The 24413-nt window shown below is 72.3% G+C and carries 23 protein-coding genes; 10 read left to right on the top strand and 13 right to left on the bottom strand.

The window, feature by feature from the left end; translation table 11 throughout:
• Positions 1–10: 10 nt before the first annotated feature.
• On the bottom strand, positions 11–679 hold the full coding sequence (locus A6A25_RS27310; protein WP_073894918.1) for a polysaccharide deacetylase family protein: 669 nt from the start codon (positions 677–679) through the stop codon (positions 11–13).
• 491 nt (positions 680–1170) lie between these two features.
• On the opposite strand from A6A25_RS27310, the gene A6A25_RS46690 reads away from it, so the two are divergent.
• Positions 1171–2178, top strand: a complete 1008-nt coding sequence (locus A6A25_RS46690) for a lytic polysaccharide monooxygenase auxiliary activity family 9 protein (RefSeq protein WP_073894916.1) — start codon at positions 1171–1173, stop codon at positions 2176–2178.
• Between the two features lie 85 nt (positions 2179–2263).
• Entirely contained in the window at positions 2264–2761 is a 498-nt protein-coding gene (locus A6A25_RS27300; protein WP_073894914.1) for an MmcQ/YjbR family DNA-binding protein, read from the top strand.
• On the opposite strand, the gene A6A25_RS27295 is transcribed toward A6A25_RS27300, so the two are convergent.
• On the bottom strand, positions 2749–3582 hold the full coding sequence (locus A6A25_RS27295) for an endonuclease/exonuclease/phosphatase family protein (protein WP_143193450.1): 834 nt from the start codon (positions 3580–3582) through the stop codon (positions 2749–2751). The genes A6A25_RS27300 and A6A25_RS27295 overlap by 13 nt on opposite strands.
• 43 nt (positions 3583–3625) lie before the next feature.
• On the opposite strand from A6A25_RS27295, the gene A6A25_RS27290 reads away from it, so the two are divergent.
• The 4 genes from A6A25_RS27290 to A6A25_RS27275 all read left to right on the top strand — a co-directional run bounded on the left by A6A25_RS27290 (position 3626) and on the right by A6A25_RS27275 (position 7571).
• Complete coding sequence (locus A6A25_RS27290; RefSeq protein WP_073894912.1) at positions 3626–4516, top strand: LysR substrate-binding domain-containing protein; 891 nt, start codon at positions 3626–3628, stop codon at positions 4514–4516.
• A gap of 74 nt (positions 4517–4590) precedes the next feature.
• Positions 4591–5499, top strand: coding sequence for a 5-dehydro-4-deoxyglucarate dehydratase (gene kdgD, locus A6A25_RS27285; protein WP_073894910.1), 909 nt, complete (start codon positions 4591–4593; stop codon positions 5497–5499).
• Positions 5500–5514: 15 nt separating this feature from the next.
• Entirely contained in the window at positions 5515–6645 is a 1131-nt protein-coding gene (locus tag A6A25_RS27280; protein ID WP_073894908.1) for an L-talarate/galactarate dehydratase, read from the top strand.
• Positions 6642–7571, top strand: coding sequence for an AEC family transporter (locus A6A25_RS27275; protein WP_073894906.1), 930 nt, complete (start codon positions 6642–6644; stop codon positions 7569–7571). Before A6A25_RS27280 ends, A6A25_RS27275 begins: the two co-directional genes overlap by 4 nt.
• A 56-nt stretch (positions 7572–7627) precedes the next feature.
• Here the strand turns inward: A6A25_RS27275 and A6A25_RS27270 are convergent, their stop codons facing one another.
• From A6A25_RS27270 to A6A25_RS27255, 4 genes are all read right to left on the bottom strand, one after another.
• Positions 7628–9091, bottom strand: a complete 1464-nt coding sequence (locus A6A25_RS27270; RefSeq protein WP_198932879.1) for a family 43 glycosylhydrolase — start codon at positions 9089–9091, stop codon at positions 7628–7630.
• 408 nt (positions 9092–9499) lie between these two features.
• Positions 9500–10381, bottom strand: a complete 882-nt coding sequence (locus A6A25_RS27265; protein WP_073894902.1) for an alpha/beta fold hydrolase — start codon at positions 10379–10381, stop codon at positions 9500–9502.
• A gap of 23 nt (positions 10382–10404) precedes the next feature.
• Complete coding sequence (locus A6A25_RS27260; protein WP_073894900.1) at positions 10405–11895, bottom strand: alpha/beta fold hydrolase; 1491 nt, start codon at positions 11893–11895, stop codon at positions 10405–10407.
• Positions 11896–12208: 313 nt separating this feature from the next.
• Complete coding sequence (locus A6A25_RS27255) at positions 12209–13804, bottom strand: pectate lyase family protein (protein ID WP_198932878.1); 1596 nt, start codon at positions 13802–13804, stop codon at positions 12209–12211.
• A 306-nt stretch (positions 13805–14110) separates the two neighbouring features.
• On the opposite strand from A6A25_RS27255, the gene A6A25_RS27250 reads away from it, so the two are divergent.
• Positions 14111–14551 (top strand): MBL fold metallo-hydrolase, encoded by a 441-nt coding sequence (locus A6A25_RS27250; RefSeq protein ID WP_073894896.1) that lies wholly within the window; start codon positions 14111–14113, stop codon positions 14549–14551.
• Here the strand turns inward: A6A25_RS27250 and A6A25_RS27245 are convergent.
• Both A6A25_RS27245 and A6A25_RS27240 read right to left on the bottom strand, forming a co-directional pair.
• Positions 14548–15405 (bottom strand): PaaX family transcriptional regulator, encoded by an 858-nt coding sequence (locus A6A25_RS27245; protein ID WP_241828939.1) that lies wholly within the window; start codon positions 15403–15405, stop codon positions 14548–14550. The two genes, A6A25_RS27250 and A6A25_RS27245, sit on opposite strands and share 4 nt — an antisense overlap.
• A gap of 331 nt (positions 15406–15736) precedes the next feature.
• Complete coding sequence (locus A6A25_RS27240; RefSeq protein WP_073894894.1) at positions 15737–16285, bottom strand: hemerythrin domain-containing protein; 549 nt, start codon at positions 16283–16285, stop codon at positions 15737–15739.
• 223 nt (positions 16286–16508) lie between these two features.
• Here A6A25_RS27240 and A6A25_RS27235 point away from each other — a divergent pair, with 223 nt between their 5' ends.
• Positions 16509–17663 carry a hypothetical protein gene (locus A6A25_RS27235; protein ID WP_073894891.1) on the top strand — a complete coding sequence of 385 codons (1155 nt, stop codon included), beginning with the start codon at positions 16509–16511 and terminating at the stop codon, positions 17661–17663.
• Here A6A25_RS27235 and A6A25_RS27230 read toward each other — a convergent pair.
• Together A6A25_RS27230 and A6A25_RS27225 are read right to left on the bottom strand one after the other, a co-directional pair.
• Positions 17639–18547: a bifunctional methylenetetrahydrofolate dehydrogenase/methenyltetrahydrofolate cyclohydrolase gene (locus A6A25_RS27230; protein ID WP_073894889.1), complete on the bottom strand. Its 909-nt coding sequence runs from the start codon at positions 18545–18547 to the stop codon at positions 17639–17641. The genes A6A25_RS27235 and A6A25_RS27230 overlap by 25 nt on opposite strands.
• A 240-nt stretch (positions 18548–18787) precedes the next feature.
• Positions 18788–20227, bottom strand: a complete 1440-nt coding sequence (locus A6A25_RS27225; protein WP_143193449.1) for a serine hydrolase domain-containing protein — start codon at positions 20225–20227, stop codon at positions 18788–18790.
• Positions 20228–20313: 86 nt separating this feature from the next.
• Between A6A25_RS27225 and A6A25_RS27220 the strand changes: the two genes are divergently transcribed.
• Positions 20314–21441, top strand: a complete 1128-nt coding sequence (locus A6A25_RS27220) for a sensor histidine kinase (RefSeq protein ID WP_073894885.1) — start codon at positions 20314–20316, stop codon at positions 21439–21441.
• Entirely contained in the window at positions 21431–22084 is a 654-nt protein-coding gene (locus tag A6A25_RS27215; RefSeq protein ID WP_073894883.1) for a response regulator, read from the top strand. Before A6A25_RS27220 ends, A6A25_RS27215 begins: the two co-directional genes overlap by 11 nt.
• A 6-nt stretch (positions 22085–22090) precedes the next feature.
• Here A6A25_RS27215 and A6A25_RS27210 read toward each other — a convergent pair whose 3' ends face one another.
• The 3 genes from A6A25_RS27210 to A6A25_RS27200 form a co-directional block, all read right to left on the bottom strand.
• Complete coding sequence (locus tag A6A25_RS27210; protein WP_073894881.1) at positions 22091–22528, bottom strand: MFS transporter; 438 nt, start codon at positions 22526–22528, stop codon at positions 22091–22093.
• Between the two features lie 105 nt (positions 22529–22633).
• Complete coding sequence (locus A6A25_RS27205; protein WP_073894879.1) at positions 22634–23179, bottom strand: FCD domain-containing protein; 546 nt, start codon at positions 23177–23179, stop codon at positions 22634–22636.
• Complete coding sequence (locus A6A25_RS27200; RefSeq protein WP_073894973.1) at positions 23155–24384, bottom strand: YncE family protein; 1230 nt, start codon at positions 24382–24384, stop codon at positions 23155–23157. The genes A6A25_RS27205 and A6A25_RS27200 overlap by 25 nt, the downstream gene beginning before the upstream one ends.
• Between the last annotated feature and the right edge of the window lie 29 nt (positions 24385–24413).

The following is a 24413-nucleotide window of genomic DNA, read 5'->3' as shown; positions in this document are numbered from 1 at the left end:
TCCCGGCCCTTCACCGGCGGGCGGGGCGGTCGAAGCGCCAGCCGTCGGCGCGCAGCTCCGGGATGAGCCGGGCCACCGCGTCCACGGTCTGGCCGCGCTCGTTCGGGCCGTCGTGCATCAGGACCACGGCGCCCTCGGTGAGGCCTTCCTTGACCCGGCGCACCAGCTCGTCCACGCCCGGCGGCTCCCAGTCGCCGATGGCGAGCTTCCAGCCGAGCGAGGTCATGCCGAGCTTGGCGGCGACCTGCGGGGTCTGGCCCCAGCTGCCGTAGGGCGCGCGGAAGTAGCGGATCGGCACGCCGGGAACGGCGTCGTGGATGGCCTTGCTGGTCTGCTTGAGGTCGGCCTCGATCTGCTCGGGCGTCCAGTCGCCCATGTTGTCGTGGTGCATGCTGTGGTTGCACAGGATGTGCCCGCCACGCACGATCTGGCGCACCACGTCGGGGTTCTCCACGACGAAGTCGCCCCACAGGCAGAACACCGCCTTGACGTGGTGCCTGCGCAGGATCTCCAGCAGCCGGGGCGTGTCCGCCGGGTTCGGGCCGTCGTCGAAGGTGAACGAGACCGTGCGGCCGCCGTGCTTGGTGGAGTCGACGATCACCGGCTCGGTCGCGCTCGCCGGGGCCGAGCTCAAACCGAGCACCAGGCCAGTGGTCAACAGCACCGTTCTCCACCGCATCGTGAAACCCCTTCCGTCGGACGAGCGCTGTCACTATCGGGTCGGGATCAACCCACCTACCAGACGTTTCGCGGAAGTTTCGAGTCTCAACTGGCCTCCCGCTCGCGCGCGGGGACCCGGTGCCCGCGGCGCGCAAGCAGCCGAACGGCGGTGCCGGTGCGCCCGTTCCGCCACCCGGGCTCCGCCCGACAGACGGTTTTGCGCAACATCACCCGAATGGCCGATGCCGACGCTCCCGCACCTCTCGACACTGACCTCGCTGGGAGCGCTCCCAGAGAGCGCTAAGAGCACCTCGCCCAGCCGGCCACGCGGTTTCCGCGTCGGCGAGTTCCAGCAGTAAGCGGCTCCGGCTCACGCGGAACCGCGGCAGTCCAACGTCGATCAACGAAGATTTGGCGGTTCACATGCTTCACCGCTCTGGGAGCGCTCCCAAGCAGTCGCGAGGCGCCCTGACCGCACGGGTCCCGGCCCGTCCGGGCGCGCTGTTTCGGGTGTCGGCGGTACTCGGCGCCTGCCTGGCACTGCTGACGACCCTGCTGGTCACCTTCGGCGCGGGCACGGCGTCCGCCCACGGTGCCGTCAGCGACCCGCCCGCCCGCCAGTACGCCTGCTACCACCGGTGGCCCAACGGCCCGACGCAGCAGATGGCCACCGAAGACCCCATGTGCTACAAGGCCTGGCAGACCGACTCCTCGGCGATGTACAACTGGAACGGCCTGTTCCGCGAGGGTGTCGCCGGCCGCCACGAGTCCGTGATCCCCGACGGCCAGCTGTGCAGCGCGGGCCTCGCGCACAACGGGCGTTACGCCGCGTTCGACGAGCCCGGCAACTGGAAGACCGTCGACCGCCCGGCCCAGTTCACGCTGAACCTGCACGACCAGTCCTCGCACGGCGCCGACTACATGCGGGTCTACGCCACCCGGCAGGGCTTCGACCCCAAGACGCAGAAGCTGCGCTGGAGCGACCTGGAGCTGGTCGGCCAGACCGGTCGCATCTCCACCGGCAGCACCACGCCCGTCCAGGTCAACGCGCCCGGGCGGACCGGTCACCACATCCTGTACACGGTGTGGCAGGCCAGCCACCTCGACCAGTCGTACTACTTCTGCAGCGACGTCAACTTCACCGGCGGCGGGCAGACCACCACTACCACGACGACCACCACCACGACCACCACAACGACGACCACGACCACCGACGCGCCGCCCCGCGGCTGCTCGGCGACCCTGCGCACGACCTCGCAGTGGAACGGTGGCTTCCAGGCCGAGGTCCGCGTGACCGCCGGTGCCGCCGCCGTCAGCGGCTGGGCCGTGACCTGGACCTTCGCCAACGGCGAGCAGATCAACTCGATCTGGAGCGCCGCGGCGACCACCAGCGGCACGTCCGTGACCGCGCGCAACGTCAACTACAACGGCTCGCTCGCCGCAGGTGCGAGCACCACGTTCGGTTTCGTCGCCTCGGGCACGCTCGGGACCCCGAGCCTGTCCTGCACCGCGTCCTGACCGCACGCTGACACCGGAGGCCGGCTGCCCACCACGGGCGGCCGGCCTCTGTGGACGGTGCCGCGGGGCGTGGTGGAATCGGTGCGTGACGACGATCACCCAACTGCGCAAGACGGCACTGTCCCTGCCCGAGTCGACCGAGCACGACCGCGCGTTCCGGGTGCGGGACAAGCGGTTCGCCTCGGTGGACGAGCACGGCCGCGTCCACCTGAACCTGCCGCCGGCCGAGGCGGAGGCGTTCCTCGCCGCGCACCCGACCGCCGAGCGGTTGCCCCGTGGCGGCGTGCTCGTGCCGCTCGGCGACATCGACGGCCAGGCGCTCAACCACTGGGTGCGGCGGGCGTGGCTCTCGCGGGCGCCGAAGAGCCTGGCCGCGCGGGACTCGGCGGCCGAAACCGCCGTGCCGGGCGAGGTCGGCGACCTGCCCAAGGGCATCGGACGGCCCGCGACGCAGGCACTCGCGAACGCGGGCCTGACGACGTTGGCCCAGGTCGCGGCGCTGTCCGACGCCGAACTGCTGGCCATGCACGGTGTCGGGCCGAAGGCCGTGCGCGTGCTGCGTGAAGCGGCTCAGAACGTGTAGTTGACCACGAACGCCGGGTGGTCCGTGCGGTACATCGCGTATTCCTGCGTCGACACGAACGTCAGCGTGCGGGCGATGACGTGCTGCACGTCGCCGTCACCCTTGCGGAACCAGCCGGACGGGACGCAGTTCTGGGCGCTGGTCGCCGAACCCGGGCTGTACCGGAGGTTGAGGTCGCCGACGACCACGTGCCGGGTCGTGGCGGAGCCGGTCGGGTCGTAGGACAGCACGATCGCGGGCACGAGTTCCTTGCACTGCGCCAACGCCGTCGTGGCGGTGGTGCTCAGGTGGGTGGTGCACGCGGTGAAGGCGCGGACCTCGCTCAGCGCGCAGCCCCAGGCCCGGACCTCGGTGCCGCTGTCCTGGGCCGCGTACGTGCCGTGACCGCCGGTCCGGATGCCTTCCTTGACGATGATCGCGCTGCCGTACGCGCCCCGACCGTCCGTGCACTCGATGTTCGCGCCCGTGGTCTTCCGGCGCGCGAACGCGAACTGGTACTCGGCGCCGGCGCCCACGGCGGCGGTCAGCCGGGACAGGTCGGACAGGCACACCTCGTTCACCGACACCACGTCCGGCACGCGGCGCTGGATCATCGTCACGGCTTCGTCCACGGCCCGACCGCCCTGGTAGCAGCCTGCGACACCGCTGTTGCACAGGTTCATCTGCAGCACCTTGAACGCGGTGGCGGCGGTGGCCGGCACCGTCACGAGGGCGCTGAGCAGGAAGACGGCCAGGACGAGACCGGTGATGCGGCGAGGGAGGCCCATGCCGACCAGGCTCACACCCGGTCGGTCGCCCGCCGTACCGCCGAGTGGCCTCATGCGCGGACCGACGTCGACCGAAGCGGATTGATACCTTCCCGGCATGGCGTTCACGCTGGAGCAGCTGCGGGGTTTCGTGGCCGTGGCGGAGGAGCTGCACTTCAGCCGTGCCGCCGCCCGGCTGGCGATGACCCAGCCGCCGTTGAGCAGGCAGATCCAGAAGCTGGAACGGGCGGTCGGCGCCCGGCTGCTGATCCGCGACAACCGGCGGGTCACCCTCACCGCGGCGGGCGAGGTGTTCCTGGTGGAGGCGCGGCGGCTGCTGTCGCTGGCCGAGACCGCGCCGGAGCTGGCCCGGCGGGTGTCGTCCGGGTCGAGCGGGGTGGTGCGGGTCGGGTTCACCGCGGCGGCGACCTACGGCGTGCTCGGCCGGCTGCTGGACGAGCTGGCCGGGCTCCTGCCGGACGTGGACGTGGAGCTGGTCGAGCTGGTGACCCGGGAGCAGGTCGCCGCGCTGGTGAACGAGGAGATCGACCTCGGCCTCGGTCGGCCGCCGTTCGACGACTCCGCGTTCGGCTCGCGGCTGCTGCACCGGGAAGGGCTGCTGGTCGCCGTGCCCGCCGGGCACCACCTGCCGACGCTGGGGCGTGCCGCGACGGCCGCCGACGTGGTCCGCGAGCCGGTGATCATGCACTCCCCCACCGACGCGCGCTACTTCTACGACCTGGTCGTGCGGACCGTGCCGATAGCGCCGGCGAACACCGTGCACACGGTCGGCCAGGTGCTCACCATGCTGTGGCTGGTGGCGGCCGGTCGGGGTGTGGCGTTCGTCCCGGAGTCGGCGGCGCGGCTGCGCCTGGACGGGGTCGAGTTCGTCCGGCTGGAGACCGCCGTGGCACAGCCGGTGGAACTGCACCTGGTGTGGTTGAAGGCGTCGGCGAACCCCGCGCTGTGGCGGACGTTGAGCGTCCTGGAAGGCCGCACGCCGTTCTAGTGATACCGTCAGGGTATTGCGCAATGCTAAACAACTCTTGGACAAGCATCACCACTGGTCCATAGGTTGAGGTCGTGACGCACCCAGCCGCTCTCGCCGACCGACTCGCCTCCGGGCTGCTCTCCTTCCCGGTCACCCACTTCGACGCCGACCTCCGGTTCGACGAGCCCCGCTACCGCGAGCACCTGGCCTGGCAGGCGAGCTTCGACGTGGCGGGCCTGTTCGCCGCGGGCGGTACCGGCGAGGGCTTCTCGCTGACCCCGGCCGAGGTGGACCGGGTGGTTCGGGCCGCGGTGGACGAGGTGGGCGGCAAGGTGCCGGTCATCGCGCCGGCCACCGGTGCCACCGCCGTGTCGGTGGAGCAGGCGCGGGCCGCCGAGGCGGCCGGGGCGTCGGGCGTGCTGCTGTTCCCGCCCTACCTCACCGAGGCGAGCCAGCGCGGCCTGGTCGAGCACGTCTCCGCGGTGTGCCGGGCCACCGGGCTGGGCGTGATCGTCTACAGCCGCGCCAACGCCGTGCTGACCGACGTGACCGTCGCCGAGCTCGCCGACCGCAACCCGAACCTGATCGGGCTCAAGGACGGTGTCGGCGACGTCGAGCAGCTGACCCGCACCTACGCCCGCGTCGGCGACCGGCTGATGTACATCGGCGGCCTGCCGACCGCGGAGACGTTCGCCCTGCCGCTGCTGCAGCTCGGCGTGACCACGTACTCGTCGGCGCTGTTCAACTTCGTGCCCGAGTTCGCGCTGGAGTTCTACGCCGCCGTCCGCGCCCAGGACCGGACCGCCGTGTACGGGATGCTGCGCGACTTCGTGATCCCCTACCTGGACATCCGCGACCGGCGGCGTGGGTACGCGGTGTCGATCGTGAAGGCCGGGTTGACCGCCGTGGGCCGTGGCGGCGGCCCGGTGCGCCCGCCGCTGACCGACCTGACCGACGACGAACGCGCCGAGCTGACCGCCCTGGTACGACAGTTCGCCTGACCGCGGAGGAGTGCGATGCCCGCCAGTTCCGACCGGATCCGCTCGGTCACGCTGTCCTCGGTGACGCTGCCCCTGCCCACCGGCATCAGCGACGCCAAGGTGTTCACCGGCAGGCAGCGGCCGATGACCGAGGTCGCGATGCTGTTCGCCGAGATCCGCACCGAGGCGGGGCTGGAGGGCGTCGGGTTCTCCTACTCCAAGCGCGCGGGCGGACCGGCCCAGTTCGCGCACGCCCGCGAGGTGGCGCCGGACCTGATCGGCGAGGACCCCAACGACATCGGCCGGCTGTGGACCAAGCTGGTGTGGGCGGGCGCGTCGGTCGGGCGCAGCGGCGCGGCCACCCAGGCGCTGGCAACGTTCGACATCGCCCTGTGGGACCTCAAGGCCAAGCGCGCGAACCTCCCGCTGGCCAAGTTGCTGGGCGCGCACCGCGACTCGGTGCGCTGCTACAACACCTCCGGTGGCTTCCTGCACGAGACGGTCGAGCAGATCAAGGACAACGCGACCCGCACGCTGGAGTCCGGCGTCGGCGGCATCAAGATCAAGGTGGGGCTGCCCGACTCCGCCGAGGACCTGCGCCGGGTCGCCGCCGTCCGCGAGCACCTCGGTGACGGCGTGCCGTTGATGGTCGACGCCAACCAGCAGTGGGACCGCCCCACGGCCGCGCGCGTGGGCCGGGCGCTGGACGAGTTCGACCTGGTCTGGATCGAGGAGCCGCTGGACGCCTACGACGTCGAGGGCCACGCCGGGTTGGCCCGGTCGCTGACCACCGCGGTGGCGTCCGGGGAGATGCTGACCAGCGTCGCCGAGCACTACGAGCTGATCAAGGCCGGCGCGGTGGACGTCCTGCAACCCGACGCGCCGCGGGTCGGCGGGATCACGCAGTTCCTCAGGCTCGCCACCCTCGCCGACCACCACCACCTCCAGCTCGCACCCCACTTCGCCATGGAGATCCACGTCCACCTGGCCGCCGCCTACCCCCGCGAGCCGTGGGTGGAGCACTTCGACTGGCTGCACCCGCTGTTCAACGAACGCCTGGAGACCCGCGACGGGCGGATGCACCTGTCCGACCGACCCGGGCTGGGCATCACGCTCAGCGAGCAGACCCGCGCCTGGACGGTCGAGAACGCCACCGTGTCGGGGTGAACGCGGTCCTGGCCGGTTTCGCCACCCTCGGCGCGGTGATCGCGGTCGGCTGGATCGCCGGTCGCGCCCGCGTCCTGGGTGAGGGTGCGGCCGGGGTGCTGTCGCGGCTGTCGTACTTCATCGCGACACCGGCGTTGCTGCTGCTCACCCTCGCCGAGGCCGACCCGGCCGTGCTGCTGTCCACCACGTTGGTCGCCACGGCGGGCAGCGCGGTGGTGTGCGCGGTGCTCTACGTCGTGATCGCACGGTGGCGGTGGAAGCCGCGCGCCGGTCACCTCGCGACCGGCGCGCTGGCCTCGTCCTACGTCAACGCGGGCAACCTCGGCGTCGCCATCGCCGTGTACGTGCTCGGCGACGCTTCGCTCGTCGCGCCGGTCCTGCTGTTCCAGGTGCTGGTCATGGCGCCGATCGGGCTGACCGTGCTGGCCGCGTCCCGGGCCCCCGGGCAGACCGCGCCGACCCGCACCCAGCTGCTCACCCAACCCCTGCGCACACCGCTGGTGATCGGTTGCGCGCTGGGGTTGGCGCTGGCCGCCGTGGACTGGATGCCGCCGTCGCCGGTGCTCAGGCCGGTCGAACTGCTCGCCGACCTCGCCGTCCCGGCCGCGCTGCTGGCCTACGGCGCGAGCCTGCACGGCGCACCGCGCCCCGCGTCCGGCGGCGCGGCCGGTCAGGTGTGGCTGGTGGTCGTGCTGAAGACGGTGGCGCAGCCTGCGCTGGCCTACGCGCTCGGCCGCTGGGTCGTCGGCCTGGACGACCCGGCACTGCTGGCCGTCACCATCGCCTCGGCGTTGCCGACCGCGCAGAACGTGTTCGTCTACGCCACCGCCTACGACCGGGGCACGGAGCTGGCCCGCGACGCCGTGCTGCTCACCACCGTCCTGTCCGTGCCGGTCCTCACCGGGATCGCCGTTGTGCTGGGGTGACGTCGAGCGGCCCGGTCGGGTCGGTACCCGGGCCGCTCGACCACGTCACGGCCGCGTCAGGCGAGGCTCCACTGCTGGGCGTTGTTGCCGTTGCACGTCCACTGCCGCACCTCGGCGCCCGGTGCGGTGCCGAAGTTGTAGTTGTCCAGGCAGAGGCCGCTGTGCCGGTTGGTCAGCGTGGAGTACCCGCCGCCCACCGACGTGATCCGCCACTGCTGCACGGCCAGGCCGTTGCAGGTCCACTGCTGGACCACCGAACCGGGCGCGGTGGCGAAGTCCTTGTTGTCCAGGCACAGGCCGCTGTGGCCGTTGCTGATCTGGTAGTAGCCGTCGGCGAGCGGCTGGAGGTACCAGTCCTGCACGGCCAGGTCGTTGCAGGTCCACTGGCGGACCTCCGCGCCCGGCGTGGTGACGAAGTTGTAGTCGTCCAGGCAGAGGTTGCTGTGCCGGTTGCGGATCTCCACCCGGGTCGGGCCGCCGGTCTCACCCGACGGTCCTCGCAGGACGGTGGAGGTGGAGACCGGGACGCCGAGGTTCGGTGTGCCGTCGGCGTTCCACGAGATCTTCTGCACGCGGGTGGTTCGGGTGGTGCCGCAGCCCTGGGAGGCCGAGGAGTTGGCGTGGTAGGCGATCCAGGTCTCCGTGCCGTCCGGTGAGGTGAAGAACGAGTGGTGGCCGGGGCCGTACACGCCGTTGGCGTCGTTGCGCTGGAAGATCGGGTTGGCGAACTTCGTCCACGAGCTCTGCGCCAACGGGTCGCCGCCGCGGTACTCCAGCATGCCGAGCTTGTAGTTCGGGCCGTTGCAGTGGCTGGCGGAGTAGGTCAGGAACGTGCGGCCACCCCGCTGCAGCGCGAACGACCCCTCGTTGACCGCGCCGTCCTGGCGTTCCCAGGCCAGCGTGGGCGCGGAGATGCGGGAACCGAACGCGCTGGTCTGGATCGGGCTCGCCATGGGTGCGATGTAGAGCGACTGGAGCCCGTCACCGTGGAACGCCGAGAACGTCATGTACAGGGCACCGTTGAGCTTGAGCAGGCTCGCGTCGATCGCCCACCCGTTGTTCGGCATGAGGTTGACGACGCCCCGGTAGGTGTACGGGCCCATCGGGTCGGACCCGGCGCTCTCGGCGACGTGCGTCCGCCGTGGCGCGCCGGACATCTCCACCGAGTAGTACAGGTACCAGCGGTTGCCGACCATCTCCAGGTGCGGCGCCCACATCCGCGTGCCGCCGGTGCGCAGCACGAGCTGCTCGGGCGCGCTCTTGAGACCGGCGATCGTGGACGACCGCCGCATCACCACGTCGGAGGACCACGTGGTGGCGACGTAGTAGTAGTTGCCGTTGTACTGCACCAGCGTCGGGTCCGCGCTGTTGGGCACCCCGACGACCGGGTTGGTGAACGACGGACCGGGCGCGGCCGACGCCTGGTCCTGGCCGACCGGGCTGAGCACCAGCCCGGCGACCACGGCGGCGACGAGCGGCAGGGCCCGCCAGGCGGTTCCTCGACGTTGAGCGAACAGCACAACCACTCCTCAGGTGAAGGGTGAATTCCCCGTCGCGCTCGAACGCGCGCAGGGTGGGGTGGTGGCCGGCGGCGGGGGACGGGGCCGCCGGCCACCCGCAGGGCGGTCGGTCAGAGGTTCGTAATCGCGGCGACGGGGCCGGTGGCCGGGTCGCGCACCGGTTTTCGCGGCACTGCGCTGGTCGAGGGCACGGCTTCCTCCTTGAAGCAGTGTCGATACAGGCACGCGCGCCGGGTTCGCGCTGGTGTGTTAACGCTAACAGCACTGGGCGAGGTAGCTCAAGGGTAGCTTTGCCGGCACTGATCTCCCCGTAACTCTGCCGCGACTAGCACCTGTTAACGCTCACAAGTCGCACAATCCGGGTGGACCAGCGCGGATGAGGGGCGAGTCCGGGGGTCGCCGGCCGGCTCACGGGGCGGGGCGGTCGAACCAGTCGAGCACGAGCCGGGCGACCTCGTCCGGCCGGTCGAGGTGCGGGAAGTGGCCCGCGTCGGCCAGGATTCGCACCGACGAGCCCTCGGCGAGGGCGGTGTGCGCGTCGGCGAAGTGCTCGGGCGTGATGCAGCCGTCGTCCTCGCCGGCGAGGACGAGCAGCGGCACGGTGGCCGTCGACTCGGTCTTGGCGGCGAGCGGTGCGAGGTCCGGGTCGTGCAGGGAACGGTCGAAGTTGGCGCGGTAGATCCGCAGCACGGTGCGCAGCACGTCCGGGTCGCCGTACATCTCGTGCACCCGTGCGCGGTGCCCGGCGCCGGGGTCGAGGCCGGGTGACCAGGTGGCCCACAGGTGGTCGACCAGCCCGCGGTCGGCTTCCAGCACGGCTTCCGCCACGCCGGGGACCTGGAACAGCCACAGGTAGAACAACCGTTGCTGCTGCGCCGGATCGCGCAGCACCGCGCCGAGGGTCTTCGGTGGCGGCACGGCCATCGTGACCGCGTGCCGCACCCGTTCCGGCCACGCCGCCGCCAGCCGGCCCACCATGCCCGCGCCGATGTCGTGCCCGATCAGGTCGATCCCGGCGTCCGGGGACAGCGCCCGCGCGACCGCGGCGGCGTCGGCGGCGAGGGTGATGCTGTCGGCGTAGGTCATCCGGTCCGCGGTCGTCGGGTGGTGGCCGCGCAGGAACGGCGCCACCACCCGACGGCCCGCGGTGACGAGGTGCTCGGCGAGCGGCCCGAAGGTGGCCGGGTGGTCGGGGAACCCGTGCCGGCACACGACCACCGGCCCGTCGCCCGCCGCGAGCGCGGGGAAGTCGAGCCGATCGGTCTCGATCACGATCTCCTCGAAGTCCATGGCTCCGAACCTAGCCACGCACGCTAGCCGCGGACGGGCAGGCGCACGGTGACGTCGCGCAGCACCATCACGCCGGGCGTGCGGCTGCCGTGCAGGAGGAACATGTCCGAGATCGGCGTGACGGTGAGGAACAGCGACTGGCCGGCCGGGATGGACGCGGCGACGGACGGCAGTTCGATCGTGCGACGGGTGCCCAGGTTCAGGCTCTTCTCGCGGTGTGGCAGCACGTTGTTCTGGATCACCTTGGCGTCCAGCGGTGAGGTGCCGACGCTGAGGGCGAAGAACGCGCGGCTGTCCAGGCCGAGCGTGCCGACGACGGCGTCGAGCGTCGGTGAACCGGCGACGGTGAGCGGGCCGTCCGCGATCTTGATCGCCTGCGGCAGGCCGACGCCGGCCGCGGTCACGATGTCGGGCAGCGCGACGGCGGTGGTGGGCGCGACGGAGTCCGCGGTGACGCAGCCGCCTTGGGCGGTCATGAGCTGGTAGCGGCCGTGGCCGGTGATCGTGCGCGGTGCGCCTTGCAGGTTCTCGCGCAGGAACCGCAGTTCGAGCTCGTCGTAGCCGCCGTGCCTGGCGGAGCACGCGTCGCCCGCCACGGCGTACCCGGCGGGGATGGCGTTGGGCAGCGCGTGGCCGCCGTTGTAGCCGATGAGCAGGCTGTTCGCGCGGGCACGCGGGGTCAGCGCGCGGTCGAAGTTGTCGATCGCCTGGTCCAGCGGGAACAGGTTGTCGCTGATGCCCTGGCGCAGCAGCACCGGGATGTCCAGCCGGCGGCCGGCGGCGGCGTGGTGGGCGGGGCCGTTGTCGCGGAAGAACTCGTCCATGGTGGTGGGCCAGTCGCCGGTGAGCAGGCCTTCGGCGTAGCCGGCGTGCAGGGTCGAGGTGTGCGCGTCGAGGGCGGCGGCGTACAGGGCGGTGACCCAGGTGGTGCGGACGACCTCGCGCGGCGCGAGGCTGTCGTTGAGGGAGTGCCAGGTGATCTGGGGCGCCAGCGCGTCGAAGCGGGTGCGGCCGGTTTTCATGATCTCGGTGAACGCGCCGGCGAACTGGAAGCCGCCGCCGTAGGAGCCGCCGATCGCGCCGAGGACCGGGTCGTCCGGGCCGTTGCGGCGCACCCAGTCCAGCGTGGCGACGTGGTCGATGACCCGCATGACGTCCTCGCCCTCGAAGGCGGGGTCCTCCACGTGCGCCTTGCCGCCGCTCTCGCCGAAACCGCGCTGGTCGATGCTGACCACGCCGAAGCCCGCGTCGAGGTAGCGCCGGAACGAGCCGGGCGCGGACGTGCGGCTGCCGCCCCAGCCGTGGCTGTGCAGCAGCACGGGCACGCGGTTGTCCCGCGAGGCGGTGGCGGGCTTGAACACGCTGACGCAGATGTTCACCGGTCCGGGTTCCAGCGGGTCGGTCTCGGGCACGCTCGCGACGCAGACGTGGTCCGGAGCGGGGTGATCGGTGCTCGCGGCGGCCGGTGGGGTCACGGCGACAGCCGCCAGGGCGAGGGCGATCACGAGGCGCATGGGTTCCTCCGGGTCGTCGGGGCGCTGGGTCGCGGGGACCGCAGTGATCCAACGACCGACCGCGGGGATCGTCACGCCCGGCGTGTCGAACGCTCGCGCCCCGCGTGTCGAACGCTCAGGACCCCCGAGTTCTCCGTTCGCGTTCGGCCTCGGGTCGCCCGACAGGGTCCCGAGCGTGGAGCTCGGGGGTCCTGAGTGGACGACACACGGGACTTGGAGGTACGACACGCGGGACCTGGAGGTTCGACACGCGGGTGGAAGCGGCGGGAGAAGGGCGGCGTGGCCGACGGGAAGTCGGCCACGCCGTTGTCGGTCAGCCGATCTTGCCGACGCCCGCGCCGGCGGTCACGGTGGCCTTGACGGTGTTCGGGTCGTCCAGCGTGTAGGGGTAGTAGTCGCGCGGCTCCTGCACGGTGCCGCTGCAGTCGGGCTGGCCGGACTCGCCGACGAACACGTTGTTCCGCGCCACGCACCGCCCGCCCGGACCGGCGTAGCTGTTGCTCACCGGTTCCTCGACGTCCTCGAAGTAGTTGCCCTCGACCACGCAGCCCGAGTCCGCCTGGCACGCCACGCCGACGTCGGTGTTGTAGACGTAGTAGTTGTTGAACATGTGCACCGGCTCGCCGAACCGCACGCGCGGGTTGCGCTGCGGTGTCCGGTCGAACCAGTTGTGGTGGTAGGTCACCTTGAGCCGGCCGACGTCCTGGGCGCCGTTGTTGTCGTCGTGGCCCAGCAGCATGTTCTTGGTGTGGTTGTGGGTGTGGTTCCAGGAGACGGTGACGTAGCTGGAGCCGCGCTTGATGTCGATGGCGCCGTCGTAGCCGTGGGACAGGTCGTTGTGGTCGATCCACACGTGGTGGGAGAACATCTGCACGTTGATCGCGTCGTCGGCCCAGTCGCGGAACACCAGGTTGCGGATGATCACGTTGTGCACCGCGTCGGCGGGCGGTGTGGTGACGTTCGAGGCGGGCAGCCCGATGTTGAGCCCGCCGCCGGTGAAGCCGGAGGCCGATCCGATGCCGACGATCGTCTTGTCGGAGGTGACGTTGTGCATGGGGCCGGGCAGCGCGATCATGCCGCGCACGCAGATGTTCAGCGGCCCGGTCTGGGCGATCGCGGACAGGAACTCCGTGGCCGTGTCGACCTCGATCGTGGGTCCGCCCGCGCCGCCGGTCGTGCCGCCCTGGCCCCACGCGGTGACCGAGGCGAACCCGGTCGGGCGGCCGGAGGTGGCGCAGGTGCCGGGCTGCTGCGAGGTGGTGGTCGTGGTCGTGGTGCTCGTCGGCCCGCCGGGTCCGGCCACGTCGGTGACCAGCACGTCGTCGAACGTCGCCGCGGCGTAGTGGGTCGCCACGCCGATCCGGCCGCTGCCGAAGGTCGCGTCGGTCGCCGTCACGACCTGCGCGCCGTCGACGAAACCGCGCAGCGTGCTGCCGAACGCCTCCAGCCGCAGCGTGGACCAGATGCCGACCGCGACGGTGGCCGGTGCGGTGGCCAGGACGGTGAACCCGCCGCCGACCCGCTTGCCGAGCGCCGCGCTACCGGCGTTGGTGAGGCCCAGGTAGTAGTAGTTGCCGGTGTTCTGCACCCGGGCCGTCACGGCGACGTGCCGGTTCGAGCCGTTGAACGCGGTCGGCTTGACCCTGGCCTGCACCGACTGGCCGGTCCAGACCGAGCCCGCCAGCGCCCTGGCGTCCGCGCTGGTGCCTGATTGGCGCCACGCCCGCGAGCCGTCGGTGATCACGGACCAGCTGCCGCCGCTGGAGCTCCAGCCGGTCGAGTTCCCGTCCTCGAAGTCGTCGCCGAACAACGCGGCCGCTGCTGCCGAGGGCACCAGCAAAACCGCTATCGCGACCACGAACGCGCTCGCCACCGCGGCGAGCGACGCTAATCTTCCGTGCTTGCTCACAAGAGCCTCCTCAAGGGTGAACCGGGCTGTCATCGACCGATTCCGCCGACCCGGCCGTGTTCACACTGATGAATGCGTTCACGCTGGTGAACGCGGGTGCGAGCACGGAAGGGCAACGGCTGCCGACAAACGGAGGCGGCGGTTGGCGGCACGCTCTCGAAAGTTCTTCGAATCCTTGTCGCGAAGGTAGAGCACAGGTTTCCGGGCCGTCAACGCCACATCACGCGAATGGTTCGGCGCAACGGCTCGGGAAATGCCGGGAAACGCGATGACCGCCTGTCGCACACGCCCGTCCAGGCTGACCTGATGACCGATGGGCACTGGATCGACGTCGCCGACCGCGTGTACGCCCGGCGGTACGGCGAACTCGACCTCACCGTCGGCCTGGTAGTCGGCGACACGGGCTGCCTCGTCGTGGACAGCCGGGGCGACGTCGTGCAGGGCGCGGAACTCGCCGCCGCGGTCCGCGGGATCACCGCGCTGCCGTGGACGCTGGTCTACACGCACGCGCACTTCGACCACTGCTTCGGCCCGACCCCGTTCCTGCCGTGCGACGTCTGGGCGGTCGTCGTCCCGGGGCACGGTGAGCCGGTCGACGCCGGGTTCGTCGCACGGCACCGCGACGGTCTCGTCCGGCTGGTCGAGCTGAGGGACGCGGTGGTGGCGGGTGAGATCCGCGACAGCGAGGCGGTCGCGCGGTCGGCGTACCCGGAGGACGTCACCCGGGCTTTGCCGGCCGCGGTCTAGCCGGCGGCCGGGCCGTCGACCGGGATCGTGTCCAGGACGGATCCGGCGATCGTGCGGGCCGGTGCGTCATAGGCCTCGGCGAGGGTGTGGAAGACCTGTTCGGCGCGGATCGCGGGCCAGTCGGCGGGCAGGTGCTCGGCGGGCAGCCGGGGGTCCTGGCGGACCAAGTGCAGCCACTCGGTGTGCAGCAGGAGCTGCCTGGCCAGGTCGTCGGGTGCGTCGGCCAGCGGGTGGGCGTGGTCCCAGCGGCGCAGGAAGGCCTGGTAGCGGCTGGCGATCGCGGGCACGTCGAACGCCGTGTGCGCGATCTGCTCGGCCTCGGTCGGCTTGGCCGTGTGCGCGGTGAAGACCTTCAGGTAGTCGCTCAGGTCGAGGTCGTCGACCAAGGCGGGCACGTCGACCACGCCGGGCGCGACCCACAGGCCGTTCTGCAGCGGGCCGAACCCGCCCCAGATCAGCCGTGAGCGCAGGTCGTGCCGCCGGCTGCGCCACGACTCGGGCAGCGAGAAGCCCACTATCGTCCAGGTGCCGTCCCAGTCGCCGTTGACCGCGCCACCGCGCCAGACCCGGTGCTCGCCGTCCTCCAGCACGGCCGCCGACCGCGCGGTCAGCCCGAAGTACATCCGCCTGCCCCGGCGGTGCCGGGCCAGCAGGTCCCGCTTGACCATCCGGGTCAACGTCGAGCGCACCGCCTCCTCGGACACGCCGACGCGGGCGAACACGTCGATGACGCTGCCGGAGAAGACCGCGACGCCCCGGTTGAGCACGTGGATGCCGAGGAAGCTGAGCATCAGCGACTGCGGTCGGAGCGAGGTCTCCTGCTCGGGGGCCTGCGGAGGGTCGTGCGGGATCACCGGGCGAGCGTAACCCCGGCTCGACGCCCTCGTGCGACCCGGGCGGGCCGCTCGGCGGTCCACCGTGTCCGGCACGGCCGAGCACCGCGGCCCGCCGTTCGCGAGCACGGCGGACGCACCGGGGCGTCCGCCGTGGCGAGGCGACGGCGGACCGGCGCCGACGCGGTGCGGTCGTTCCCGCCCGCGTCGACTACGGTGGTGAGCGATCTCGGCGCCGTCACCGGGCCGCCCGCGCACACGGGCGCCGAGCCGTTGTCCACCGGGAACTCCGGGTCGGTGGCCGCCGCACGGGCCGAGCTGACCGTGGAGGGATGCCGCGTTCGGCTGACGGTCAGCGGCGCAGCACGTCCCGGACCAGGTCGCGCGCCCGGTCGAACAGCGCGATCGGCGGGCCGAGCAGCATGGCCGCCCCGGGCGACTCGATGCCGGGGTGCGGTCGCGTGGGCGCGACGGCCTCGGCGGCGCGCACGGCCTTCGCCATCGCGACCAGCCGGTCGTGGTCGTACTGCTCGCGCAGCCTCGGGAACTCGTCGCGCTCCTCGTGCTCGGCGTGGGCGAGCACGTCGTCGCGCAACTGCGCCAGCAGCGTGTCGAACCCCTCCGCGTCCACGCCGATCGTGTCCATGGTGACCAGGAGTTCCTTGGCCCGGCGCTCCTCGGCCACCCGTGCGTCGACGATCGCGTCCCCGCCCTCGCCGCGACGCGCGGCCGGGTGGACGATCTCCTCTTCGGCGGTCTCGTGCACCGCGAGCAGCCGGACCAGCCGGTGGAACGCGTCGATGCGGTCGCGGCCCTTCGCGGTCCCGACCTCGGCGAACAGCTCGCGCAGCTCACCGTGCTGCCGCACCAGCAGGTCGACCACGTCCTCTCGCTCGCTCATGCGGGCGGACTACCCGCGTCCCGGTCCGCGAAACGAGTCCCCGCCGACACCGCTTTCGTCGTGGCCGTTCCACGGAGGCGGCCGGCCGCGGTCACGGCGCCGCTCACGGGAATCCGCCCCGCGCAAGGGTTTCGCGGATGGTTGCGCTGTCCGGCGGACGCCGTCCGCGGCGGGGCGGGGTTACCGTTTGATCGATCCAGGACATCCTCGCAACGGAGCGATCATGCCCGAGTTACGCACGTCGCTGGCCGCCTTGGCGCTCGCGACCGCCCTGCCGTTCGTCGCCGCGCCGTCTGCGGTCGCCGAGCCCACGATGGTCGTCACCGAGCTGGGCCGCCTGGCGGGTCATCCCGACCACTACGTCGCCGGGATCAACGACCTCGGCCAGGTGGTCGGCAGCGCCCAGGGCTACGGGTCGCCGGCGCACGCCGTGCTGTGGTCGCCGCGCGGCGGTGCGAGCGACCTCGGTCCCGGCGTGGCGGTGGGGATCAACCAGCGCGGTCAGGTGCTCGGGGTGGAGACGCGCGCGGCCGTCGCGCCGTACCGGCACAAGCCGTGGGTCTGGTCCGGCGGCGTGCGGACGACCGTCATGCAGGCCTACGCGGCGTGGGCGACCGCGCCGGCGATCAACGGCAACGGCGTCGTGCCGGTGAACTACTCGACGTCCCTGATGCGCCAGAACCACAACCGCGCCGCCGTCTGGCAGGCCGGTCGGCACACCGAGCTGTCGCTGTCCGGGCCCGACCTGTGGGTGTACGCGATCAACGACGCCGGTGTCGTGGCCGGCAGCTACGCGTCCACCGCGCTGCAGGACTTCGCCGCCGTCCGCTGCGTCGACGGCGCGTGCACGCGCCTGGGCGGCTCGTCGGGTTACGGCCCGTACATCCCGGAGGCGATCAACGAGGCCGGGGTCGTGGTCGGCAACCGCGGCACGGTCGCGTTGCGCTGGGAGGGCGACGAGGCGACCGTGCTGTCCGAGAACGGCCGGGTCGCGCACGGCGAGGGGTCGCTCAACGAACGCGGTGACGCGGTCGGGTGGGCGGCCGAGGAGGACGGCGTCCCCCACGCGGTGCTGTGGCCCGCCGGCGGCAAGCAGGTCGACCTCGGTGTGCCCGCGCCGGCCGAGGCCGTGGCGATCAACGAGCGCGGTGACGTGATCGGGTGGACCGCGGCCAACGAGTGGTCCTCACCCCGCGGGTTCCTGTGGCGCGCCGGCCGGATCACCTACCTCGACCCGCCGACCGGCCACTACAGCCTGCCGGTCGCGATCAACAACCACGGTGTCGTCGTCGGCCACACCACCGGCACGGACAGCACCAACCGGCCCGTGCTCTGGACGCCGCTGCCCTCCGCTCACGACGGGTGGGCGTTGCGGTAGAGGCGGACGGCGTTGCGCATCGCCATGGTCACGGTCATCGAGCCCACCCGCGGCACGAAGACCGAGGCGCGTTCCACCACGTCGTCGGCGAAGTTCTTCATCGTGGAAAAGTTTACGCACACCGCGCCGGGCTTGATCTCGTCGGCCCGGACCAGCGGGAACTCCCGTGACGGCACCCCGGTGACCACGACGTCCGCCTCGGCCAGGGCGGTCGCGCGGTCGGTCGCGACGGCGTCCACGTGGTGGCCCTGGATGCCCGGCGCGTGGCGGAACACCAGCGAACCGGACAGGTCGAACGACGTCACCTCGGCGCCGTCGTTGGCCAGCATCGCGGCCAGCGGGCGGCCGACGATCTCGCTGCGGTTGAACACGCACGCCTTCACCGACGCCAGCGGGGTGTCCCCGTCGCCGCGGAACGCGCCCGCCTCGCCGAGCAGCTTCATCACGGCCAGCGGGGTGCACGGGAGCACGGCACGCCGGGTGCCCGCGTCGTCGACGAACCGCCGGTTCTCGTACAGGCAACGGCTCCAGAACGAGTGCAGGCCCTCGACGTCCTTGCGCGGGTCGACCAGCTCGCGCAGCCACCGGTCCCGTTCGGGGTCGCGGACCGGGTAGTAGACGAACACGCCGTGCACGCCGTCGTCGGCACTGGCGTCGCGGACGGCGGTCTCGATGTCGTCGGCACGGGGTGTGCGCAGGTCGAAGTCGATGCCGACCTCGGCGCACGCGCGCCGGGTGTACTCGGCGTAGGTGCGCGCGGGCCGGTCGCCGTCGACCAGGAAGCCGACGACGGTGAGGCGTTCCGGGATCGCCGCGAGGTCGGCGCGGATCTCGGCGCGGATGGACTCGGCGAGGTCGGCCGGGTCGATGGTGCGGGCGGTCATCGGGATCCCTCCGGGGTGCTGTCGAAGCGGGCGTGGGCGGCCACGGCGGCCGGCGGTCCCTCCGTCACCGCGGCCACCGACCCGCCGCCGGGCCGGGACTCGCCGTCCGCGCGTGCGGCTCGGCCGAACTCACGTCCCGCGGGCTCTCCGTCACGCGAAGATCATCGCGTGCCGTGGCGTCGGCTGCCACAGCGGCGGGACGGGCCCGGTCGTGGTCACCGCACGACGCCCGGGTGTGCGTCAGGCGGCAGCCCGTCGCCGGGACAGCGCGACGAGCCGCGCGGCGAGCACGGCGACACCGCCCAGCGTCGCCACCGCCAGCACGACCATGAACGTCGGGTACAGGTACAGCACCTGCCGCCACGCCACGTCACGGCCTCGGTAGAGGAAGCCCACGACCCGGTGGACCGTCACGGCGAGCAGCAGCGGCAGCACCAGCGGGAGCAGGCGCGCCACCGTCCACGGCGCCGACCGTCGGCGGTCGGCCCACCGCCGGGACCGGGCCACACCGCGCCAGGCCGGCGCCCCGATCACCAGGGCGAGGACGAGCAGCACCGCGTCGACCACCGGGGACGGGTCGTCCACGGGCGGCGGCTCCCGGCCCTCGACCAGGGCGAGCAGGCGCTCGCCGATCGCCTGCGCGTCGCCGTGCCGCAGGCCCGTGTTGGCCAGGACGGCGATGCCGTGACCCGAGCCGGGCAGCAGCGCCTGGTACGCGGTCGAGGTGAACAGGTCACCGCCGTGGTCGATCAACAGTGCGCCCGACGCCGTGCGGCCCACGAACCAGCCCAGGCCGTACGACTCCGACACGGCGGACGGGGTGTGCGTCGCGCTGATGCTCCGCGGGGTGGCGATCGACGTGCCGCCGGGTCCACGGCCCCCGTCGTTCTGCGCGATCAGCCACGCCGCCAGGTCGTGCGCGGAGGTGAGCACGCCACCGGAACCATTGCCGAACGCCGGCGGTTCGGGCAGCGCGACGGGGTGGCCCAGGACCTTGACGTGCCCGCGGGCGGACGGCGGCAGGTCGCGCTCGGTGTCGGCGGTGCGGCTGTCGTCCATGCCGAGCGGCGCGAAGACGTGGTCGCGCAGGTAGTCGGCGAACGGCACGCCGACGACGACCTCGACCAGCCGTGCGGCCACCTGGAAGTTCGGGTTGTGGTACTCCCAACGCGTGCCGGGCGCGGCGGCCAACGCCGAGCCGCGCATCGCCGCCACGGCCTCCGCCAAGGTGTGGACCGCGGGGCCGCTGAACGACCGGAACGTCGTGTCCGACAGGCCCGAGGTCTGGTCGAGCAGCTGCCGCACGGTGATGTCGGCGGCACGCGGGTCGGCCATCGTGAACTCGGGCAGGTGCGCGCGCACCGGGTCGTCCAGCCGGACCCGACCGGCCTCCACGAGCTGCACGACCGCCAACGCGGTGAAGGACTTGCTCAGCGACGCCGCCGCCATGGTGGTGTGCTCGGACACGGCGTCGCCGTCCGGGGTGTGGCCGTACCCGGCGGTGTGCACGACGGTGTCGCCGCGCGTGACGGCCACCGCGACACCCGGCACCGCGGTCTGCTCCCGGTACTGCGCCACGACCGCGTCGATGGCGGCACCGTCGACCACGGGTGGTGCCGCGGTCGGGGGACCGAGGGACGCGGCGGAGACGATCAGAGCGGAGAGGATCGAGGTGAACACACCGGCAGTCTCGAAGCGATCGGTTCGGCGTGACATCGGACCGTGGTCCGAGTTCCGCCCGGCGCCGGCCGGTTACCGTGCCACCCATGGTGCGCGGACTCGGCCCGGGAGGGCTGCTGGTGGTGGACGCGGTGGCCGCCGTCGTGGTCGTGGTGTGGACGGTCCTGCGGGCACCCGCGGTCGACGTGCCCGCCGTGGTCGTGGCCGCGGCACTGGGGGTCCCGCTCGCCGCCCGCCGCCCGCGGCCCACCGCCGTGCTGGTCACCGTGCTGCTGGTCGGTGCGGTGGCCATCGTGGTCGGCATCGGGAACGAGTCGGTGCTCGCGGCGGTCGCCCTCGCGCTCCACCCGGTCGTGACGACCTCACCCCGATCGGGCGTGGTGGGCGCCGTCGCCGCGCTGGCGTGCGTGGTGACGTCCGGTATCGCGGTGGCGACCGTCCCCGGCCTGCCACTCGTCCCACCGCCCGCGGGGACGGAATCCTTCGCCACGTTCCCCGTGCCCACGTTGCTGTTCAGCGCGGTGATCGTCACCGGGTCCTGGGCGGTCGCCGCCGCCGTCCGCACGCGCCGGCGGCACCACGCCGAACTGGCCGAGTCGCGCACCGCGCGGGCGGTGGCCGAGGAACGGCTGCGCATCGCCCGCGACATCCACGACGTGGTGGGGCACAACCTCAGCCTGATCGCCATGAAGGCCGCCGTCGCCAACCACGTGGCCGCCACGCGTCCCGACGAGCGCGAAGCGGCCCTGCGGGGCATCGAGCAGGTCAGCCGGTCCGCCCTGGCCGACGTCCGGACCGTCCTCGGCGGGCTGCGCGACCCGGCCACCACACCGGCCGGCACCGCCGGACTGGACCGGCTGGTGGACGACGCCCGGTCGGCCGGTGTCCACGTGACCGCCGAGCAGGCCGACCTCACGGGGATACCCGCGGCGGTGCGGATCTCGGCCTACCGCATCGTGCAGGAGGCGTTGACCAACGTGCGGCGGCACTGCCACCCACCGCGCTGCCACCTCGTCACGACCGTCGAACCCGACGGGCTCGTGGTCTGCGTCGTGGACGAGGGCACCACCGCGACCGCACCCGACCCCGCCGGGCACGGACTGCTCGGCCTGCGGGAACGGGTCGCGCTCCACGGCGGCGCGCTGCACGCCGGACCGGCTCCCGACGGCGGGTTCGAGATCCGCGCGACCCTCCCCTTCCGCCATGACGACTGAGCCGATCCGCGTGCTGCTCGCCGACGACGAGCCGCTCTACCTCGACACCATCCGCGTGCTGATGGACGCCGACCCCGGAGTGGAGGTCGTCGCCCAGGCGGGCACCGGTCGGGCGGCGTGCGGCCTGGCCGCCCGGCACCGGCCCGACGTGGCCGTGGTCGACGTCCGGATGCCCGACCTCGACGGCATCGCCGTGACCAGGCACGTCACCGCGTTACCCGACCCGCCCAAGGTGCTCATCCTCACCACCTTCGACCTCGACGGCGTCGTGTACGAGACGTTGCGCGCGGGCGCCGCCGGGTTCCTGCTCAAGGACGTCGCACCGCACCGGCTGCTCGACGCCGTCCGCACGGTCGCGGCCGGCGAAGCGCTGCTCGCACCCACCGTCACCCGCAGGCTCATCGCGGACTTCCTCCGCTCCCCCGCCCGCCCACGCCGACCGCTCGACCGCGTCACCCCACGCGAACGGGAAGTGCTCCAACTGATCACCCGAGGGCTGTCCAACACCGAGATCGAACAGGCCCTGCACCTGAGCCGGCACACCGTCAAGACCCACATCGGCCACCTCATGGCGAAACTGGCCGCCCGCGACCGGGCACAACTGGTGATCGCGGGCTACGAAGCGGGGCTCGCCGACCCGTGACGCGGCTCAGCCCGGCGGACGCCGACCGGCGGCCGTCAGACCCGCGGCGGTCAGCACGAGCGCCACCGCGAAGATCGTGTCCGTGCGCGGGATCGTCGGGTCCCCGCCGAACAACAGGATCAGGCCCGGCCCGACCGCCTGCCCCAACGACGCCGCGAACGTGTAGTAACCGAACGCCGCGTCGTACCGCGCGGTCTCGGTCGTGTTGGCCACCAGCGCCTGCTGCGCCACCACCGAGCACAGGTGCCCCGTGCCGAGCAGCACACTGCCCACGAGCAGACCCGCCACCGACCCGACGAACGCGAACGTCCCGGCGGCGGCGCACATCGACACCGCACCCACGAACATCACCCGCCGCTCCCCCAGCCGGTCGACCGCCTGCCCGGACGGGATCGCCAACACCAGCGGCGCGACCGCGAAACCCGCCGACAGCACCCCAGCCACCCCGTCGGCACGCCCAGTTCCACCGCGCGATAGGTGGACGTCGGCCGCAACACGAACGTGATGAGCCGGACCAGGACGGTGTGCACCAGCAGCACCGCCACCGCCTTACTCCGCACGGGACTCGACATCGGACTCGACGCCACCCAGGTGCGACACGGCTCTCGCACCGAGGCTCGCGGAGATGTGCCGGCGCATCACGGCCGCCGCCGCATCGGCGTCACCGGCGACGACGTGCTCCACCAGCTCCCGGTGCTCGGCCGCGGCCCGGTCGCGCTCCTCGTCACCGCGACCCGTCTCCAGCCCGAGTCGGCGATACCGGTCGGCTTTGTCCCACAGACCGTCCAACGTGGCGATGAGCAGGTCGTTGTGCGACGCGCGGTAGAGCGCGGCGTGGAACCGGCGGTGCGCGACCAGGTCCGCCACCCCGGGATCGCGCCGCAGCGGCCGCAGCCCGCGCAAGGCGGCACGCAACTCCCGCACGTCGGCCTCCGTGCGTCGCCCGGCCGCCAACGCGACCGCCAGCGGGTCCAGCGACGCCCGCAGCTCCAGCAGGTCACGGGCCGCCCGGTCCGGGCGTGGGAAAGCGGTGGCCGGCAGACCTCGCCGACCACCGACGCCTCCTGGTCTCAGCTGGTCGAAGGCCCGGTCCACCCGGCGGGCACGTGGCCGATGCGCACGCGCTGCGGGTGGTCGCCCACCGGCACCGAGACCACCTTGCGCCCGGTGGCGAAGTCGATCGCCGTCACCTGGTCCGACCCGCTCTCCGAGATCACGCAACTGCGCCCGTCACCGCTCACGGTCGCCCAGTACGGCTTCGCCGCCGGCACGAGCGCCCCCTCGCGCAGGGTCGCCCGGTCCACGATCACCGCGTAGTCGTCCATCGTCCCGGCCACGCACAACTTGTCACCGGCGGGGCTCATCGACATGCCGTGGTGACGCGAGTCGTTGACCCACGTGGTGCGGTCCTCGCTGGTGTTCGGGTTCTTCGGCAGTTCCTTCAACCGGGTGATCCGGTCGGTGGCCACGTCGTACTCCAGGAAACCGTGGAAGAACGACACCTGGAAGTACAGCTTCGACTCGTCGGGCGTGAACGCCACCGGCCGCACCGAATCGGACAGGTCGGCACGACCGAACGCGTCCAACCGCTGCCGCATGTCGATCACCTTCACCTGCTGGAACGTCGCCGTGTCCACGACCGTGACGCGACGGTCACCCTTGGTGAAGTCCAGCGCCGGATCGTCCAGCGCGGTGTTGACCTCGCCGATGGACATGTTCCACAAGTACCGGCCGCCGTCGGTGAACACGTTCTCGTGCGGCTTGTCGCCGGTCCGGAACGACCCGACCTGACGACCGGTCTGGATGTCCAGCACGTGCACGGTGTTGGACGTCGACGCGGACACCGCCACCCGGCGCCCGTCCGGCGACACGGCCATGTGGTCGGAGCGGAAACCCGACACCGGGAAGCGCCAGTTGACCCGACCGGTCGCCAGGTCGATGGACACCACGTCGGCGAAGCTCGGCCGGGAGGCGACCACCGCGCGGCCGTCCGGCGTGGTGTACATGTCGTCCACGAACTGGTCGTGGCCCTCGCCGGGACCGGACCGGATGCCGAGGAAGAACGCGAGCTTGATCGGGTTGAGGTAGATCTCCCAGAGCCGTTCCTGCCGGTCCGGGATGATGTTCACCCGGCCGATCTTCGCGAAGTCGCCGCTGGAGGCGATCACGTCGGCGGTACCGTCCCAGTTGTTGCCGACGAACATCACCTCCCGCAAGCCCTCCGCCGGGGCGGCGACGGCGGGCGCGGCGGTCGTGGCCAGCACGCAGGCGGCCAGCACACCGAGCACCCCGCGGGGCACGTGCCTCTTCGACCCGGATTTCTTGTCCA

It is taken from the genome of Saccharothrix sp. CB00851 (assembly GCF_001905065.1).
Classification (GTDB): domain Bacteria; phylum Actinomycetota; class Actinomycetes; order Mycobacteriales; family Pseudonocardiaceae; genus Actinosynnema.
The sequence above is the reverse complement of the archived record's forward strand: the minus strand, read 5'-3'. Positions and strand labels throughout refer to the sequence as shown.

Coding starts and splice junctions, on each gene's coding strand:
- A6A25_RS27310 (WP_073894918.1), bottom strand. CDS start 679: ATGCGGTGGAGAACGGTGCTGTTGACCACTGGCCTGGTGCTCGGTTTG.
- A6A25_RS27295 (WP_143193450.1), bottom strand. CDS start 3,582: ATGAGGCCACTCGGCGGTACGGCGGGCGACCGACCGGGTGTGAGCCTG.
- A6A25_RS27290 (WP_073894912.1), top strand. CDS start 3,626: ATGGCGTTCACGCTGGAGCAGCTGCGGGGTTTCGTGGCCGTGGCGGAG.
- A6A25_RS27280 (WP_073894908.1), top strand. CDS start 5,515: ATGCCCGCCAGTTCCGACCGGATCCGCTCGGTCACGCTGTCCTCGGTG.
- A6A25_RS27265 (WP_073894902.1), bottom strand. CDS start 10,381: ATGGACTTCGAGGAGATCGTGATCGAGACCGATCGGCTCGACTTCCCC.
- A6A25_RS27260 (WP_073894900.1), bottom strand. CDS start 11,895: ATGCGCCTCGTGATCGCCCTCGCCCTGGCGGCTGTCGCCGTGACCCCA.
- A6A25_RS27250 (WP_073894896.1), top strand. CDS start 14,111: ATGACCGATGGGCACTGGATCGACGTCGCCGACCGCGTGTACGCCCGG.
- A6A25_RS27240 (WP_073894894.1), bottom strand. CDS start 16,285: ATGAGCGAGCGAGAGGACGTGGTCGACCTGCTGGTGCGGCAGCACGGT.
- A6A25_RS27235 (WP_073894891.1), top strand. CDS start 16,509: ATGCCCGAGTTACGCACGTCGCTGGCCGCCTTGGCGCTCGCGACCGCC.
- A6A25_RS27230 (WP_073894889.1), bottom strand. CDS start 18,547: ATGACCGCCCGCACCATCGACCCGGCCGACCTCGCCGAGTCCATCCGC.
- A6A25_RS27220 (WP_073894885.1), top strand. CDS start 20,314: ATGGTGCGCGGACTCGGCCCGGGAGGGCTGCTGGTGGTGGACGCGGTG.
- A6A25_RS27215 (WP_073894883.1), top strand. CDS start 21,431: ATGACGACTGAGCCGATCCGCGTGCTGCTCGCCGACGACGAGCCGCTC.